Raw genomic sequence first — 14818 nt, forward strand, 5'->3', positions numbered from 1 at the left:
CTACCAACTTCTTTGCACATGGCCCGTTCTTCTTTACCCCTGCGCCTGCTTCCGCTGGCCCTTGCCCTGCAAGCCATCCACGCGCCCACCCATGCGGCCAACTATACGGTAGCCGATGGCACCACCGACACCGCCGCCAAGACCCTGACCAAGAACGGTGCCGACAACATCACCGTCAACGCCGGGGGCACCCTGGCTTCGGGCAGCGCGGCCACCATCCGGACCTCGCAGGACAACGACAACCTCAGTACCGTCACCATCAACAACGCCGGCACCATCGGCCAGAACAGCGGCCTGGCGGCCATCAGCATCAACCACAAGAAGGTCAACCTGATCCTCAACAACGCTGCCGGCGGCGTCATCACCAGTTCCTCCAGCAGCGCCAAGACGCCCACCATCCTCATCGGCAAGGGCAGCGATACCTTCTCCATCGTCAACCTCGGCACCATCTCGCAGACCGGCCCCACGCCCACCAATGCGGACAATGGCAAGAACTACGCCATCAATGCCAACGGCGACTACTCCACCGCCGGCAATACCATCGTCAATGGCTCAGCCAGCAACAGCAGCGCCACCATCAGCTCGTCGAGTTCGAGCGCGATCAAGATGGGCTCCAACATCCTGCTGACCAACTACGGACGCATCTTCACCACCAGCCCGGTCAACACCTCCTGCCCGGATTACCTGTCGGCCTGCGCCAGCGGTTCGCCGCCCAAAGCAGCCGATGGCATCTCCATCGACGACGGCATCCGCAATGCCGTCATCGTCAATTACGGCAGCATCACCGGCGCACGCCACGGCATCGACGGCGGCGATCCGGTGGCCGCCACGCCCGACAGCAACCTGGCCAATGCCATCGCGCTCACGCCGCGCCTGAGCGCAAGCGGCATCACCTTCGACGCCACCTATGCCGATGGCAGCACGCGCAGCAACGTGGCCATCAGCAACAACGTGGTGATCAACCAGGCCAGTGGTGTCATCACCGGCAACAATGGTTCGGGCGTGGGTTTCGACAGCCATGGCGTGGTCTTCAACTACGGCACCATCATCGGCAACTATGCCGGCAGCGGACGCGTGTATGACGTGCTCGGCAACGGCGCCACCACCAGCAATGGCGATGGCGACGGCGTCGATATCGACGGCACCGCCTACATCGAAAACTGGGGGACCATTCGTGGCAATGGCGCAGGCGGGCTCGATTCCACCGGCCAGCCGAATGGCGCCGACGGCATCGCCGCCGGTGGCGGCACCATCATCAACCATGCTGGCGCGGTGATCTATGGCGATGCCCACGGCATCCTCATCGATGATGGCAATGACTGGTCCAAGGACCCAGGCAATCCGCGCATCACCTACAACAACGGCAACACCACCGGGCGCGGCACCGGCGGGGCCAGTGGCGTCAATGGTGCCAAGGCGTATATCGTCAACGACGGCAGCATCACCGGCAACAAGGGGATCGCCGTCGGGCTGGTCGGCAATTACGACGATACCCTCATCAACAATGCCAGCGGCGTGATCACCGGCGGCGCACAGGCCACACTGATTGGCCAGGGCGGCAGCTCCGCGCCGGGCGCAGCGGTGCAGATGGGCGGCGGCAACGATACGCTGATCAACTACGGACGCATCGAAGGCAAGAACGGCATGGCCATCGACATGGGCGATGGCGACGATTCGCTGCAACTGCTGGGTGGCACCGTGATCGGTACCATCAACGGCGGCGCCGGCATCGACACGCTCACCACCGGGGGCACGCAGACCTTCGCAGCAGGCGTGCTGTCGGGCTTCGAGAACTACGTCGTGCGTGACGGCGTGACGCGCTTCAACTATGACCTCGGCACCGTCAGCAACATGACCGTCAACCAGGGCGCAGTGCTGCAGGTCAACGGGGCCTTCGGCACCAGCGGCAACCTGGCCGTCAATGGCACATTCCAGGCCGCGCAGGGGACGGCCACCCGCATCATCAACGTCGGCGGCAATCTCTCGGTCGGCAGCGGCGCCACCTTGCAGGTGGGCGTGGCCGGCACGCAGTCCGACCGCATCAATGCCGCCGGCAGCGCCACGCTGTCCAACGGTGCGACGCTGCAGCCCGTGGTCAAAACCTATGTTCCCGGGGCGGCGCGCTGGACCATCCTCTCGGCGGCCGGCGGCCTGTCGGTCGATGTGTCGAAGATCCAGCTGGCCAATACCGCCACGCTGGATTACGGCCTGCAAGTCTCGGGCAACGACCTGATCCTTACGGCCCAGCGTACCGCCAGCGTGAGCGACGTCAGCGGCAGCCCGCTGGGCCGTGCGCTCGACGCGCTGGGCAACAACAGCAGCAACGCCCAGGTGCAGAACCTGCTGGCCTCGCTGGATGCCTTGCCCACTACGGCTGCCTATCGCAGCGCGGTACGGCAGCTGCAACCGGAAACCAATCGCGCCAGCCAGCAAGCAGCACAGGTCTCCATGGGCAGCGTCTTCTCGGCCGTGGCCGGGCGCGTGGACAGCGCACGCGGTGATGCGCCCGTGGCCAGCCAGGGCAGCAGTGGCGTAGCCACCGGCGAGGCCGCCGCACGCGGCCGCGTCTGGCTGCAAGGCCTGGGCGCCTGGGGCCGGCAGCAGGCCCGCGCCGGCGCTGATGGCTACGACGTCAATGCCTACGGCATGGCCGCCGGGATGGAAACCGACCTGTCGGCGCGCGAAGTGGCCGGCCTGACCCTGGGCTATACCCGTGCCGGTACACGCGGCAGTGACGATGCCAGCGGCAATGACGTCAATGTCGACGCCGTCAACGTCGGTGGCTATGTCGGCCTGGACATGGATGGCTGGACGCTGGATGGCGCGCTCATGGTGGGTGGCAATCACTACAGCAGCCAGCGCGCCATCAACTTCCTCGGCCAGCGCGTCAATGGCAGCTACAACGGCTGGCAGCTCGGCGCGCGCGTGGAAGCGGGGCTGCCCTTTGCGGTCAGCCAGCGCTGGTCCGGGCGCTGGCTGGCCGGCCTGCGCCTGTCGCACCTGAGCAATGAGGGCTACACCGAAAGCGGCAATGCAGCGCTGGCGCAGAATGTGGCCTCCAGCCGCGCCAATTCGGTCCAGCCTACCCTCGGTGTGGAACTGAATCGCCTGAGCGACAACGGCGACCGCCTGCAACTGCGTGCGCGCTACCTGCATGAGCTGGCTGGCAACCCGGATGTCACCGCCAGCTTCGTGGCCGGCGGCCCCAGCTTCACTACCGCCAGCACCGCACCCAATCGCGACGCCGTGCAACTGGGCGTGAGCTATCGCTTCAACGGCGCCCAGGGCAGCTATGGCACGCTGGGCTATGACGCCGAAGTGCGCGACCGCTCGCTGATGCATCAACTGACCGCTCGCGTGGGCTGGCTCTTCTGAGATTGCTGATCCCATGGGACAGGGCCCGCAGCTTGCGCTTGCGGGCCCTTTTCACTCCGGCGACAATCGCGCGATGCGCTCCTCCTTCCTCTCCCGACTCCGCTTGCCTGCCCTCGCCAGCCTCGCGCTGCTGGCCGGCTGCGCCAGCGATCCCGACCTGGTCCGACGCGCCGATGCCCTGGCCGCACCCGCCGGCCTGCACCGCGAGGAAGTGCGCGGCGGTCCCTTCGTGCTCACGGCCTACGTGCACGCCCGGCCGAAGGCGCCGCTGTTGCGCGTCTACCTGGAAGGCGACGGCCGCGCCTGGATCACGCGCAACCAGGTCTCGCCGGACCCGACGCCGCATTCGGCCATGGGCCTGCGCCTGGCGGCCAGCGATGGCGGTGACGTGGTGTATCTCGCGCGGCCTTGCCAGTTCACGCCCATGGCGCGCAACCCGGTCTGCCATCCGCTCTACTGGGCCGGCCTGCGCTACTCGCCGGAAGTGGTCAGCGCCATGGATGAAGCCCTGAGCCGCTATGTGGCACAACTGCAGCCGGCCAGGCTTGAGCTGGTCGGCTATTCGGGCGGCGGCGCCATCGCCGTGCTGCTGGCGGCACGGCGCAAGGATGTCAGCGCCATCCGCACGGTGGCCGGCAATCTCGATCACGTGGCCGTGAACCAATGGCACAAGGTCTCGCAGATGCCGGGCTCGCTCAATCCCATCGATGTGGCCGCACAGGTGGCACGCATCCCGCAATTGCATGTCGGCGGTGCCGAGGATGCCGTCATTACCCCTGCCATCACGCGCAGCTTCGTCGCCAAGGCCGGGCACTGCGCCGCGCTGGCGATCATCCCCGGCATGGCGCACGAGAGCGACTGGGCAAGCCGCTGGCCCGCCTTGCTGCAGCTACCGCTGCCCTGCACCGCCAGGCAGCCTTGAGGATGGTCCATGAAAAAATGGGTAGCCGGCGCGACACCGGACTACCCATTTTTCAGAAAACTTCATTTCAAGGTTGCCCAAAAAACAGGCAACCCCGCCATCACAGCGCCATATCGGCCGATGCGTTGGCTTTCGGCTTTTCCATGCTGCCACCCTTGCCGGTCTGGCCGGCCGCCTTGGGAGCGATCACCGGCGGCGGCATCAGCTGCAGCACTTCTGCGGTGTAGGCCCATTCCTTGGCGACCTGGTCCGGGTGGTCATTCAACTTGGTGCCGTAGCTGGGCACGATCTGGCGCACCTTCTGCTGCCATTCCGGCGTGGCCAGCTTGTCCTTGAAGACCTTCTGCAGCACGCTCAGCATGATGGGCGCAGCCGTCGAAGCGCCGGGCGAGGCGCCCAGCAGACCGGCGATGCTGCCATCGGCCGAGGCGACGATCTCGGTACCCAGCTTCAGCACGCCGCCCTTGGCGTCATCGCGCTTGATGATCTGCACGCGCTGGCCGGCTTGCCACAGGCGCCAGTCTTCCTTCTTGGCGTTGGGGAAGTATTCCTTGAGCGCGGCGAAACGCTGGTCGTCGGACTGCATCAGCTGGCCGGCCAGGTATTCCACCAGCGGATATTCGTCGATACCGACACGGGCCATCGGCCACACATTGTGCGTGGTGGTCGCCGAGAACAGGTCCCACAGAGAGCCTTGCTTCAGGAACTTGGTCGAGAACGTGGCGAAGGGGCCAAACAGGATCACGCGCTTGCCATCCAGCACACGGGTATCCAGGTGCGGCACCGACATCGGCGGCGCGCCCACGGAAGCCTTGCCATAGGCCTTGGCCAGGTGGCGCAGGGCGATGTCCTGGTTGTCGGTGATGAGGAAGGAACCGCCCACCGGGAAGGCCGCATAGTCACGCGCCTCGGGGATGCCTGACTTCTGCAGCAGCTTCAGGGCACCGCCACCGGCACCGATGAAGACGAACTTGGCATCGGTCTCGGTGGTGCTGCCATCCTTGAGGTTCTTGTAGACCACGCGCCAGGTGCCATCGCCGTTGCGGGTGATGTCGCGCACTTCGCTGGAGAGCTTCAGGGCAAAGTTGGAGCGGGTCTGCAGGTAGGCCGCGAACTGGCGGGTGATCTCGCCGAAGTTGACGTCGGTACCCAGCGGGGTCCAGGTGGCAGCCAGCTTCTGGTTGGGGTCGCGGCCTTCCATCATCAGCGGCACCCACTTCTTGATCTGCTCGTGGTCTTCCGAATACTGCATGCCGGCAAACAGCGGGCTGGCTTGCAGGGCTTCGTAGCGCTTCTTCAGGTAGGCGACGTTGTCATCGCCCCAGATGAAGCTCATGTGCGGGGTGGAATTGATGAAGGAGCGCGGGTTCTTCAGCACGCCGCTCTTGACCTGCCACGACCAGAACTGGCGCGAGATCTGGAAGGCTTCGTTGATCTCGATGGCCTTGGCGATCTGGATCTTGCCGTCCTTGTCTTCGGGCGTGTAGTTCAGTTCGGCCAGGGCCGAGTGGCCCGTGCCGGCGTTGTTCCAGCCGTTGGAGCTTTCTTCGGCCACGCCATCGAGGCGCTCGACCATTTCCATCGTCCAGCCGGGTTCCAGCTCATTGAGCCAGACCGCCAGGGTGGTGCTCATGATGCCGCCGCCGACCAGCAGCACGTCGACCTTCTTGACGTCAGCCGCCTGCGAAGCGGGCGTGACGACCAGCGCAACTACGAATCCCAGCAAAGCCAGGAAGGATTTTTTCAACATTGTCTAATCCGTTTGTGATGAGAGAGGGCTGCCTCCCCTGCATGTGGCGGGGAGTCGGACAACCGGTGCATGCCACAGGCCGCAGCGCCTGCCGTGGAGGGCGGGCGCGAAAGCGCTGCGTCATGAGGGCCTTGCGGATCAATGCAAGCCCAGCCGGGCGTGGCCGCGCGGGGCCACGGCGCACCTGCCTGAATGGGCCGTGCCTGCCGGTTTCAACTGCCTGTCCGATACCTGTCTCCGGCATTTGGGGAATGCCTGTACAAATCGTCTCCGTCAGAGCGGACCGGGATCGGGTCATGTCGAGGGGGCGCAGCGTACCACGGGATGGGAGCGGCGGGCGATTGCGGATATCCCCTATTAACGATGGCGCACAAGCATGTTCCGGGCTAGGGAATTCCCCGATATCGTGGGGGCCGTGCCTGACTGACAATGCATGGACCGCCAACACTCACCGTCCCTCATTGGGGGGCACACAAGAACGATCAGGGGCCCGCATGCAAACCGTCATCAACAAGCCGGAAAATTTCGCGTCGTATCGATATCACGACCGGGCCTTCAATTGCGACACCGCCAAGATCCTGCCGGGCGAATATTTCTATACCGGTGAAGACATGATGATCGTGACCGTGCTGGGTTCCTGCGTCTCGGCCTGCCTGCGCGACCGCGTCAGCGGTGTGGGCGGAATGAATCACTTCATGCTGCCCGATGGCGGCGGCGAGGCTGACAGCCCGGTTTCGGCCTCCATGCGCTATGGCACCTATGCCATGGAAGTCTTGATCAACGACGTCCTCAAGGCCGGTGCCCGGCGCGAGAACCTGGAATGCAAGGTCTTTGGCGGCGGCGCGGTGCTGCGCGGCATGAACGCCATGAACGTGGGCGAGCGCAATGCCGCCTTCGTGAAGAATTACCTCTCGGCCGAGAAGATCCGCGTGGTGGCCGAAGACCTCAACGACATCTGGCCGCGCAAGGTGCATTTCTTCCCGCGCACGGGCAAGGTGCTGGTCAAGAAGATCAAGGATGCCGCTGCCGATCTGGCCAGCCGTGAACGTGAATATGCGTCCAAGCTGCAGGCCAAGCCGGTGGGTGGGGAAATTGATTTGTTCTGAACGAATCCATCGTCCAAACAAAAAAGCGGAACCCGTTGCATGGGCTCCGCTTTTTTCTTGCCCGCTTTACGCGGGCTGACACCATGTCGTGATCAGGCCTTGAGCGTGGTCAGGCCTTGCTCAGCCAGCGCCTTCAACCATCCCAATCCCGCAGAGGTCGCCCCCGCCGGGTTGTATTCGCAACCGATCCAGCCCTGGTAACCCAAGGTATCGATCAGCTTGAGCAGATACGGATAGTTCAGCTCGCCCACATCCGGCTCGTGGCGCTCGGGCACACCGGCAATCTGGATGTGGCCGATGCCGGGCATGTCGCGCTTGAGCTTCACGGCCACGTCGCCTTCGACGATCTGGCAGTGGTAGCAGTCGAACTGCACCTTCAGGTTGGGCGCACCCACTTCGGCACAGATGGCCTGGGCATCGTCCTGGCGGTTCAGGAAGAAGCCCGGAATGTTGCGGGTGTTGATCGGCTCGATCACCACGGTCAGGCCGGCGGATTCGGCCTGGTGTGCCGCATAGGACAGGTTGTCCAGATATACGGCGCGGTGACGCGCGCGATCCTGCTCGGGCTTGATCAGGCCAGCCATCACGTGCAGGGTCTTGTTGCCGATGACGGAGGCGTACTTCAGCGCAGTCTCGATGCTGCGCTTGAATTCGTCTTCGCGGCCCGGCAGCGAGGCGATGCCGCGCTCACCGGCGGCCCAGTCGCCCGGGGGCGCGTTGAACAGCGCCTGGGTCAGGCCATTGGCCTGCAGGCGCGACTTGATCTCTTCAGGCTGGTAGTCGTAGGGGAACAGGAACTCGACGCCGGAAAAGCCATCCTTGGCGGCGGCGGCGAAGCGGTCCAGGAAATCATGTTCCACATACATCATGCTCAGGTTGGCGGCAAAACGCAGCATCGGATTCTCCTTGGTAACGAGGGGGCCAGTGTAGCGCGAACACGCTTGCGCGCGTCCACACCGGCAGCAGGCGCAGAAAACGTCAAAGCCCGCAGGCACAGGCATGCGGGCTTTGAACGGGACATCACATTACTTGTTGACCATGCCCGGCTTGGTGGCCAGGGTGGCAATCGAACCGACCACCAGCATCACCGCCAGCATGTACATGCCGGTAGCGTTGTTGTGGGTCAGGTCCTTCAGGTAGCCGATCAGGTAGGGGCTGACGAAACCGGCCAGGTTGCCCACCGAGTTGATGGCGGCAATACCGACGGCCGCCGCAGCACCCGACAGGAAGGCCGTGGGCAGCGACCAGAACAGCGGGGCGCAGGTCAGCACGCCCGCCGCAGCCAGCGACAGCGCAGCGATCGAGACTGCAGTGTTGTCGGCAAACAGGGCCGCACCGACGAAGCCCACACCGCCCATCAGGGCCGGGATCACCAGGTGCCAGCGACGCTCACGCATGCGGTCGGCGCTGCGGCCGATCAGGTTCATGGCGATGATGGCGCAGCCAAACGGAATGGCCGACAGCAGGCCGATTTCCAGGTTGCCCTTCACACCGGTGGCCTTGACCAGGGTCGGCATCCACAGCGTCAGGCCGTATTGACCCATGACGAAGGAGAAGTAGATCAGGCACATCAGCCAGACACGCGCATCCTTGACGATGGCGCCGAAGCCGTGCTTGCTTTCCTTGCCCTTGGCATCGCCGTCGATGTCGGCTTGCAGGCTGGCCTTCTCTTCATCGGAGAGCCACTTGGCGCTCTTGACGTCGTTGTCCAGGTACAGCACCGTGGCCAGGCCGATGAGGACCGCCGGAATGGCTTCGATCAGGAACATCCACTGCCAGCCTTCCAGGCCGCCATTGTTGTGGAACGCATCCATGATCCAGCCCGACAGCGGGTTGCCCAGGATGCCGGCCACCGGGATGCCGGACATGAAGACCGCGATCACCTTGGCACGGCGGTGCGAAGGGAACCAGTAGGTCAGGTACAGGATGATGCCGGGATAGAAACCGGCTTCCGCCAGGCCCAGCAGGAAGCGCAGGACGTAGAACTGGGTGGCGTTCTGCACGAACATGAAGGCCGCCGAGAGGATGCCCCAGGTGATCATGATGCGGGCAATCCAGATGCGCGCGCCGACCTTGTGCATCAGGATGTTGCTGGGCACTTCAAAGAGGAAGTAGCCGATGAAGAACAGGCCCGCGCCCAGACCGAAGACGGTCTCGGAAAAGCCCAGGTCCTGCGACATCTGCAGCTTGGCAAAGCCGACGTTGACGCGATCCAGGTAAGCGATCACGTAGCACAGCATCAGGAAAGGCATGATGCGCCAGAAGACTTTCTTGTACAGCCCGTCCTTGGATTTGTCGTTGACGTCGAGTCCGACGCCGGTAGTGCTTGCGGTGGTCATGATGTTACATCTCCCTAAGAGTGTCGCGGCTGTCTATGCACGGCCGCTGGTTGCTTGGTGCCCGTGGTCTGACGGGCAATTTATGGATTCAATCGGACCCGCGTACCGCTCTTTTCGGAACCGTACGAAGGCCGGCATTGATTGGCCGGTCTGGTGCCGGCTTGACTGCCGCCTGTGCCCACCACCTTCCGTTGGGCGCAAGCGGGGCATGGCGGGCCAACATCGGCCGCCATGACGCTTTGTTGCTATGGGTTGCTGACGCTGCCTGGGCGCTGTCGTGACTGCTACCAGCGCGCCTTGAAGGTGTCGCGCAAGTCCTGCAGCGCGGGCTCTTCCAGCGGCGTGGCACGGCCACCGGCCAGGTGCCACAGCTTGGCGGTTTCTTCCAGTTCTTCCAGGGCGAAGGCGGCCTTGGAGACCGAGCTTTCCCACACCACCGGACCGAGCCGCTCCAGCAGCGCGCCGCGCACTTGCGTGGCGATCTTTGCCACCTGCTCGGCCACTTCCGGCGCACCCGGACGGGCATAGCGGATCAGCGGGATGTGGCCGACCTTCATCACGTAATACGGCGTGATGGGCGGCAATACATCCTGCTCGCTGTAGACGCCGTTGATGGTCAGCGATACCAGATGCGTGGAGTGCGTATGCACCACCGCATGCATCTCGGGATTGTTGTCGTAGATGGCGCGATGCAGGACCAGGGTCTTGGACGGCTTGTCGCCCGAGACCCATTCGCCGGCCGTATTGACCTTGGCGATGGCCGCCGGATCGAGGAAACCGAGGCAGGCATCGGTCGGCGTGATCAGCCAGCCGTCATCCAGGCGCGCACTGATGTTGCCGGCCGAACCGACCGTATAGCCGCGCTGGTAGAGAGAAGCGCCGATGCGGCAGATCTCTTCGCGCAGCGCGCTTTCGTTGGTGTTGCGGCTCATGCCGTCTTCCCGTCGAGATAGCGCAGCGCCTTCTCGAAGAAGTCGACGCTGCCGAAATTGCCCGACTTCAGGGCCAGCGCCACCGGTTGCTCATCCAGCGTAGCGGTCGCCGGCACGCCCGGATCGATCTGCGGCCCGATGCGCAGGGCGCGCACGTCCAGCGCCTGCACCACCGCGCCGGAGGTCTCGCCACCGGCCACCACGAACTGGCGCACGCCACGTTGCTTCAGGCCCGCAGCGATCGATGCCAGCGCCTGCTCGACCAGGTGACCGGCCTTGGCCACGCCCAGCTCCTTTTGCACCGCCTTGACTTCGTCGGGGGTGGCGGTCGCGTAGATCAGTACCGGCTCGTTCTTGATGCGTTCATCGGCAAAGGCCAGCGCCTGTGCCACCACGTCTTCGCCACGGGCCAGGGCCAGCGGGTCGATGCGGAAGGCGGGACGCTTGGCTTTCCATTCGGCCACCTGCGCATTGGTCGCCTTGGAGGCGGAACCGGCCAGCACCACCGACAGGCCATCGACCTTGGGCAGTTGTGCGGCTTCACCGGCGGCGGTCAGCAGACCGGCGCGGCGGAAATTCTCGGGCAGACCCAGCGCCACGCCGGAACCACCGGTGATGAGCTTGAGTTCGGCGCAGGCTTCGCCCAGCGTGAACAAGTCCTTGTCGGAGACGGCGTCGGCAATGGCCATCTTGACGCCTTCGGAACGCAGTGCGGTGAAGCGCTCCTGGGTTGCGGCCGCGCCGCGTGCCACGGTGTCGTAGCGCACCAGGCCGACCTTGGATTCGGTCTGGCGCTGCAGGACGCGCACCAGGTTGGCATCGGTCATCGGGGTCAGCGGATGGTTTTCCATGCCCGACTCATTCAACAGCGCATCGGCCACGAACAGGTAGCCGCGATAAATGGTGCGGCCGTTTTCCGGGAAGGCCGGGCAGGCAATGGTGAAGTCCACGCCCAGTTCCTTCATCAGCGCATCGGTCACCGGACCGATGTTGCCGTCGTCGGTGGAGTCGAAGGTGGAGCAGTACTTGAAGAAGAACTGCGTGCAGCCCTGCTGCTGCAGCCAGCGCAGTGCCGCCAGCGATTGCTCGATGGCCTCGGCAGCAGGAATGGTGCGCGACTTGAGCGCGATCACCAGCGCATCGGCCGCCACGGCCGGCATTTCGCTGGGCACGCCGATGGTCTGCACGGTGCGCATGCCGCCGCGGACCAGCATGTTGGCCAGGTCGGTCGCGCCGGTGAAATCGTCGGCGATACAACCGAGCAAGGGACGGGATGTGGACATGAAAACTCCTCGATTCAGATGCAGGGACGACGCTGGATTACTTGGCCTTGGCCGGCGGCAGGTCGATGCCGGGGAAGATCTTGATGACGGCCGAATCATCCTCGCCGCCATGACCGGCGGTGGAAGCCATCATGAACATCTGGTGCGCAGCGGCCGACAGCGGCAGCGGGAATTTGCTGCGGCGGGCGGTATCGAGCACCAGGCCCAGGTCCTTGACGAAGATGTCCACGGCCGACAGCGGGGTGTAGTCGCCGTTCAAGATGTGCGGCACGCGGTTTTCGAACATCCACGAATTGCCGGCGCTGTGGGTGATGACGTCATACAGCGCATCCGGATTGACGCCTTCGCGCAGGCCCAGTGCCATGGCTTCAGCGGAGGCAGCGATGTGCACGCCCGCCAGCAGCTGGTTGATGATCTTGACCTTGGAGCCGATGCCGTGGGTGTCGCCCAGGCGATAGACCTTGCCGGCCATGCCCGCCAGCACGTCTTCGATCTTGGCGTAGACCTCGGCAGGGCCCGAGGTCATCATGGTCATCTCGCCCGAAGCGGCGCGTGCGGCACCACCGGAGACCGGTGCGTCCAGCAGCAGCAGGCCCTTTTCTGCCAGGCGCTTGCCCAGTTCGACGGCGAAGTCAGGCGCCACGGTGGCGCTGGAGATGACGACGCTGCCCGGCTTCATGGCGGGGACGGCGCCGTTCTCACCGAAGAGCACCATCTCGGTCTGCGCGGCATTGACCACCAGGGTGATGACCACGTCGACCTTGCCGGCCAGCTCGGCCGGGTTGGCACAGGCCACACCGCCGGCGGCGGCGAACTTGTCCAGGACTTCCTTGCGCACGTCGCAGGCATGCACATTGAAACCGGCACGCAACAGCGAGCTGGCCACGCCATAACCCATGGCTCCCAAACCGATCACACCTACATTCTTGGACATAATTGCCTCCGCATTGATGACGCCGCTGCCGCTCATGACGGGCAGGACATTGCGCCGGGTTGATGATGCAACGCCGGCAAAGGCCGGCGTCAGAATTCCAGATTTCGTAAATCGTCTAAATCTTATAAATCGTTTAAAACATTTAAAGCATTTAATTCATTTGCTGCCATTCAAGCCGGGACATCCTGTTCAGGACTGTCCCTGGCTCAAGCGCCGTGCCGCATTGAACATGTGCGTCTGGGCGGCATTGCGGGCCGCCATTTCATCACCGGCGCGAATGGCCGCGACGATGGCCTCATGTTCTTCGCGCACCTGGCGCGAGAAATCCTCATACCGCGCTTCATTGCCACGCGTCACCGCCGTGGCCGCTTCCAGATACTGGGACAGGAACTCCAGCGTCTTGATGAAGTACGGATTGCGCGTGGCCTGCGCCAGTGCGCGATGGAAGGCCACATCGGCGGCCACGCCATCACCACCTGCGGCCACATCGACCCCGATCTGCAGCAATGCCGCCTCGATAGCCTGCAGGTCTTCCGCACTGCGGCGCTTGGCCGCCTGCGCGGCGACCTCGGCCTCGATGGCGCGGCGCAGCTCGACGATCTGCAGCACCGCATCGGGCGAACTGACCTCGGTGTAATCGATGCGCAGCGGCTTGATGCCCGCCTGCTCGGTCACGAATACGCCGCTACCCTGGCGCGGTTCGACCACGCCTTCATGTTTCAGGCGCGCAATCGCTTCGCGCACCACCGTGCGGCTCACACCGAACTGCTGCGCCAGCACCGCCTCGGTGGGCAGCTTGCTGCCACGGGGGAAGGCACCGGCGTCGATGTTTTCCAGCAATTGCCTGGCTACAGTGTCGCTGAGCGCCTGTGCGGGGATCTTCTGAAACATGCTGTCTCGCAGTCGTTATCGTAAAGTTATCCGGTCATCATACAAATTTATTTTGAACGGGGCAATCCGATTTTTTCTCTTTACGCGGAGTAACACCCCCGTTTGGCAAATAATATGCGCAGTTGGCAGAACTTGAGGTGATATATGCAGCAGTTCGCTCCAGACATCAAGAATACGAATATCTCTGCCAAGGCTGCGTCGGCAGGCCGGGGGCTCTACAATCAGGGCTTTTCCGCCACGGATGTGCCGCATGCCCTACGATCTCTCGGACAAGCTCGTCATTGGAATCTCTTCCCGCGCCCTCTTCGATCTTGAAGCGGAGAACGCCATCTACGACCAAGAGGGCGTGGATGCCTACGCGCAGTACCAGCGCGATCACGAGAACGATCCACTGCAGCCCGGCACGGCCTTCCCGCTGGTCAAGGCGCTGCTGCAGTTGAATGAACTGATCCCGGAACGCCGTCTGGTGGAAGTGGTGGTCATCTCGCGCAACACGCCCGACACGGGCCTGCGCGCCTTCAATGCCATTGCCGCCCACAAGCTCGACATCAGCCGTGCGGCCTTCACCGGTGGCGGACCGACCGCACCTTACCTGCAAGCCTTCAAGATCGACCTGTTCCTCTCGCGCGATACCGGCGACGTGCAGGAAGCCATCGATGCCGGCGTGGCGGCGGCCCAGTTGTATGCCGCCCCGCTGGACTACAGTGCGCCGGACAAGCAAATCCGCATTGCCTTTGATGGCGATGCCGTGCTGTTCTCGGCGGAGTCCGAGCGCATCTTTGCGGAGAAGGGATTGGAGGCCTTTGCGCGGCATGAGCAGCGCCATCGCAAGAAGGCCATGAAGGAAGGTCCGTTCGCCAAATTGCTGCTGGCCTTGTCGGCGATCCAGAAACAGTTTCCGCCCAAGCAGTGCCCGGTGCGCATTGCCATCGTGACGGCACGCAACAGCCCGGCGCACCAGCGCGTCATCCATACCTTGCGGACCTGGAACGTGACGGTGGATGAAGCCTTCTTCCTCGGCGGGCTGAACAAGGCGGAGGTACTGCAGGCCTTCGGCGCACACATGTTCTTTGATGACCAGGAGGGACATGTGCAGAAGGCAGCCGTGGTGGTGCCGTCGGGGCGGGTGCCTTACAAAGGCGGGACGCTGGAAAGAACAAGGGTGCCACGAACGCGGGCAGTCAAGGAATGACTGCAGTCTCGATACTCATGAAAAACGGCGCAAATGCGTAGACGCTGCCAAGGCTCAAGCAGCCTCCTCGATCCCAATATCGTGGCTCGGTGGC

General features: G+C 63.9%; 11 protein-coding genes. 4 read left to right on the forward strand and 7 right to left on the reverse strand.

Features of this window, described 5'->3' with window-relative positions; translation table 11 throughout:
* The first annotated feature begins 18 nt into the window (after positions 1-18).
* Both CEJ45_RS10140 and CEJ45_RS10145 read left to right on the forward strand, forming a co-directional pair.
* Positions 19-3375 carry an autotransporter outer membrane beta-barrel domain-containing protein gene (locus CEJ45_RS10140; protein ID WP_088755016.1) on the forward strand — a complete coding sequence of 1119 codons (3357 nt, stop codon included), beginning with the start codon at positions 19-21 and terminating at the stop codon, positions 3373-3375.
* A 103-nt stretch (positions 3376-3478) separates the two neighbouring features.
* Positions 3479-4297: an alpha/beta fold hydrolase gene (locus CEJ45_RS10145; protein WP_229297100.1), complete on the forward strand. Its 819-nt coding sequence runs from the start codon at positions 3479-3481 to the stop codon at positions 4295-4297.
* A 100-nt stretch (positions 4298-4397) separates the two neighbouring features.
* Here the strand turns inward: CEJ45_RS10145 and mqo are convergent, their stop codons facing one another.
* Positions 4398-6047, reverse strand: coding sequence for a malate dehydrogenase (quinone) (gene mqo / locus CEJ45_RS10150; RefSeq protein WP_088755018.1), 1650 nt, complete (start codon positions 6045-6047; stop codon positions 4398-4400).
* 494 nt (positions 6048-6541) lie between these two features.
* Between mqo and cheD the strand changes: the two genes are divergently transcribed.
* Positions 6542-7153 carry a chemoreceptor glutamine deamidase CheD gene (gene cheD, locus CEJ45_RS10155; protein ID WP_034341503.1) on the forward strand — a complete coding sequence of 204 codons (612 nt, stop codon included), beginning with the start codon at positions 6542-6544 and terminating at the stop codon, positions 7151-7153.
* 92 nt (positions 7154-7245) lie between these two features.
* On the opposite strand, the gene otnI is transcribed toward cheD, so the two are convergent.
* The 6 genes from otnI to CEJ45_RS10185 form a co-directional block, all read right to left on the reverse strand.
* On the reverse strand, positions 7246-8049 hold the full coding sequence (gene otnI, locus CEJ45_RS10160; RefSeq protein WP_088755019.1) for a 2-oxo-tetronate isomerase: 804 nt from the start codon (positions 8047-8049) through the stop codon (positions 7246-7248).
* Between the two features lie 129 nt (positions 8050-8178).
* Complete coding sequence (locus CEJ45_RS10165; protein WP_088755020.1) at positions 8179-9492, reverse strand: MFS transporter; 1314 nt, start codon at positions 9490-9492, stop codon at positions 8179-8181.
* Positions 9493-9776: 284 nt separating this feature from the next.
* Positions 9777-10424, reverse strand: a complete 648-nt coding sequence (gene otnC, locus CEJ45_RS10170) for a 3-oxo-tetronate 4-phosphate decarboxylase (RefSeq protein ID WP_088755021.1) — start codon at positions 10422-10424, stop codon at positions 9777-9779.
* Complete coding sequence (gene otnK, locus CEJ45_RS10175) at positions 10421-11707, reverse strand: 3-oxo-tetronate kinase (RefSeq protein WP_088755022.1); 1287 nt, start codon at positions 11705-11707, stop codon at positions 10421-10423. The genes otnC and otnK overlap by 4 nt, the downstream gene beginning before the upstream one ends.
* 37 nt (positions 11708-11744) lie before the next feature.
* Positions 11745-12641: an L-threonate dehydrogenase gene (gene ltnD, locus CEJ45_RS10180; RefSeq protein ID WP_088755194.1), complete on the reverse strand. Its 897-nt coding sequence runs from the start codon at positions 12639-12641 to the stop codon at positions 11745-11747.
* A 189-nt stretch (positions 12642-12830) separates the two neighbouring features.
* Positions 12831-13532, reverse strand: a complete 702-nt coding sequence (locus tag CEJ45_RS10185; protein WP_088755023.1) for a FadR/GntR family transcriptional regulator — start codon at positions 13530-13532, stop codon at positions 12831-12833.
* A gap of 250 nt (positions 13533-13782) precedes the next feature.
* On the opposite strand from CEJ45_RS10185, the gene CEJ45_RS10190 reads away from it, so the two are divergent.
* A complete protein-coding gene (locus CEJ45_RS10190; protein WP_088755195.1) occupies positions 13783-14724 on the forward strand; it encodes a 5'-nucleotidase in 942 nt (313 codons plus the stop codon).
* Positions 14725-14818: the final 94 nt, after the last annotated feature.

Source organism: Herbaspirillum aquaticum, assembly GCF_002213425.1.
GTDB lineage: Bacteria > Pseudomonadota > Gammaproteobacteria > Burkholderiales > Burkholderiaceae_D > Herbaspirillum > Herbaspirillum aquaticum.